General features: G+C 74.1%; 4 protein-coding genes. 3 read left to right on the forward strand and 1 reads right to left on the reverse strand.

Annotated features, from left to right (window positions below):
* The first annotated feature begins 228 nt into the window (after positions 1 to 228).
* Together GTW43_RS32465 and GTW43_RS32470 are read left to right on the forward strand one after the other, a co-directional pair.
* The gene (locus GTW43_RS32465) at positions 229 to 750 is read left to right on the forward strand and encodes a hypothetical protein (protein WP_161305552.1); all 522 of its coding nucleotides are present in this window, start codon (positions 229 to 231) and stop codon (positions 748 to 750) included.
* A 16-nt stretch (positions 751 to 766) separates the two neighbouring features.
* Positions 767 to 1,402: a class F sortase gene (locus GTW43_RS32470; RefSeq protein WP_161305553.1), complete on the forward strand. Its 636-nt coding sequence runs from the start codon at positions 767 to 769 to the stop codon at positions 1,400 to 1,402.
* Positions 1,403 to 1,409: 7 nt separating this feature from the next.
* Here the strand turns inward: GTW43_RS32470 and GTW43_RS32475 are convergent, their stop codons facing one another.
* Positions 1,410 to 1,730, reverse strand: coding sequence for a hypothetical protein (locus GTW43_RS32475; protein ID WP_161305554.1), 321 nt, complete (start codon positions 1,728 to 1,730; stop codon positions 1,410 to 1,412).
* A 227-nt stretch (positions 1,731 to 1,957) separates the two neighbouring features.
* Here GTW43_RS32475 and GTW43_RS32480 point away from each other — a divergent pair.
* Positions 1,958 to 2,639 (forward strand): carotenoid oxygenase family protein (locus GTW43_RS32480; RefSeq protein WP_161305555.1); only part of this gene is annotated, 682 nt, incomplete at its 3' end.

Raw genomic sequence — 2,639 nt, forward strand, 5'->3', positions numbered from 1 at the left:
CCCGGCCGGCGTCCGGGCTCGGCCGGCACCTGGGCACGGCGGCGGCGCTCCTCGCGCTCGCCGCGGTCCCGCTGCTCCTGCGCCGAAGGCTGCGGCGGACCCGCACCGACGGCTGACGGTCACGGCCGGTGACGGTCGGGCCGCCACTCCATCGGCCCACGCCGAATGGTGGGGCGGTGCGCCGCTCCCTAGCGTCGCGAGCATCGCCCCCATCTCTGGAGGATCCGCATGCGTTCCATATCCGTGCTGTCGTCGGTGGCGCTCGCTTCGCTCGTCGCGGTCGGTCCTGCAGCCGGTGCCGCGTTCGCCGGTGACGACGGCGGCACCCGCCCCGACGTGACGTCCTTCGGGTTCACCGTCACCCCGAGCACCGTGGCCGCGGGGGGCACCGTCACGCTCAGTGCCACCGGCTGCGAGGAGCCCTCGGTCACCGTGGACTCCCCCGTGTTCGACCGGACGACGCTGAACGAGGGCCACTCCGCGACCGCGCAGGTCTACCCCGACGCCAAGCCGGGCGCCCAGTACGACGTGACCTTCACGTGCAAGGGCGAGAAGGGCACGACGCCGCTGACGATCGCGGGCGGCTCCGGTCACACCTCGGCGCCCGTGGACCGCGGTGTGCGGGCCGGGGTCGGCGGCAGCGTCGGCGGCACCGATCCGACGCTCCTGGTGGGCGGCGGCGTGCTGATCGCCGGAGCGCTCGGTGCCGGGTACGTGCGGCTGCGCAAGCGCCGCGCCGACGCCGCCTGACGGCCGGGGGCAGACCGTGTCCTCGGCCGAGGCCAGGCCCCGCAGACCGTCCTGGTCCTTCCTCGCCGTCGTGTTCCTGATCGGTGTGCTGCTCGTGCACCACGGCGTCTCGCGCGCCGACGGCCCGCCGCAGCCCGACCCGGGGGCCGCCCAGCTCGGCACGACGACCCCGCCCGCCGATCCGCTGGCCGCCTCGAAGCCGGTACGGGTGCGCATTCCGCAGATCGGCGTGGACGCCCCGCTGACGGGGGTGGGCCGGGACGCCGAGGGCTGGCTCGACGCGCCGCCGCCGGAGAAGGCGAACCTGGCGGGCTGGTACACGAAGGCCGTCACCCCGGGTGAGCGCGGCACGGCGGTGATCGACGGACATGTCGACAACGCGAAGGGTCCCGCGGTGTTCTACGGTCTCGGCTCGCTGAAGAAGGGCGAGCACATCGAGGTCGACCGGGCGGACGGCACGACCGCCGTCTTCGAGATCCACGGCATCGACGTCGTCGACAAGAACGCCTTCCCCGACCGCAAGGTCTACGGCAGCACCGGATTGCCCGAGCTCCGCGTCATCACCTGCGGCGGCAGTTACAGCAAGCGGGGCGGGTACAGCGGCAACGTGGTCCTCTACGGGCTGCTCACCGAGGTCCGCGGGGACAGCTGATCCGGGGTCAGCCGCCGAGCGGCGGGGCGGCCGGTGGCGGCGGGGCGTACACGGGCGGGGCGGCGGGCGGGGCCGCCCCGGGTTCGGTGTCGGTCACGACCCGGCACAGCCTGAACGCGTACTCGTAGGTCTGCATCCTGCCCTCGATGATCACGAGGTAGCCGTCGCCGTCCTCGTAGACCGTGCGGCGGACCGGGATGGACGGGCGGGGCGGGGCGAACGCGAGGACGTGCCGGTACAGGGCGTCCCGGGCCTGCGTCCGGGTGCCCGTGACGTGTCCCTGTGAGCGGGTCGCCAGGTACAGGCCGCCCACCGTGTGGCTGTTCATGCAGGTCATCATCAGGCCCCAGGTGGCCTGTGCCCCGTCGTCCACTGTCCGTCCCCCGTCGTCCGTGCACCGATCGCCGCCGACTCTGCCACACACCGTGGTGGTGCTGGGAACACCCCCGGTCCGGTGTCCAGGCCGACTGCCCGGCGCCCGCGCGAGGAGCAGCATTTTCGGTGTCGGCGGCTCCCGGGCGGCCGGCGCCGACCATCGGGCGAAGGGGAGAGACGATGACCGGACCGACACGGCGCGGCGTCCTGCGGGGCGCGGCGTTCACGGCGGCGGGCGGCCTGCTCACGGGACTCGGCGCGGGCGCGGCGCCCGCCTCGGCGGCACCGGCCGGTTCCGTGCCGAAGAGCGGTGGACTGCCGTTCCTGGAGGGCGCGTTCGCGCCGGTGACGAAGGAGCTGACGGAGTTCGGCCTGCGGGTGCACGGCCGTGTGCCGCGCGATCTCGACGGCCGCTATCTGCGGACGGGGCCCAACGCGCTGGGTCTCGAGGACCCGCGCGCCCACCACTGGATGCTGGGCGACGGCATGGTGCATGGCGTGCGGCTGCGCGACGGACGCGCCGAGTGGTACCGCAACCGCTGGGTGCGCTCCTCGCAGGTGGCGAAGAAGCTGGGCGAGCCCTACCCGGGCCCGGTACCGCCGGACGACTTCGCCTGCAACACGCACGTCATCCCGTACAAGGGCCGGATCCTCGCGCTCCAGGAGAGCGGCCCGCTGCCGTACGAGCTGGACGGGGAGCTGGGCACGGTGGGGCCGTTCGACTTCCGGGGGACGCTGGAGGGCGCGCTCACGGCGCACACCAAGTACGACGCGGCGGCGGGGATGTACGCGTTCACGGGCATCCTCACCGCGCTGTACGAGCGCCGGGACACGGGCACGGTCCGCCCGGTCGAGGTCTCGA

Source organism: Streptomyces sp. SID5785, from assembly GCF_009870065.1.
Lineage (GTDB): Bacteria > Actinomycetota > Actinomycetes > Streptomycetales > Streptomycetaceae > Streptomyces.

Bases quoted from the DNA above. Each gene is read 5' to 3' on its own strand.
- GTW43_RS32465 (WP_161305552.1), top strand. From the start codon at position 229: ATGCGTTCCATATCCGTGCTGTCGTCGGTGGCGCTCGCTTCGCTCGTC.
- GTW43_RS32475 (WP_161305554.1), bottom strand. From the start codon at position 1,730: ATGAACAGCCACACGGTGGGCGGCCTGTACCTGGCGACCCGCTCACAG.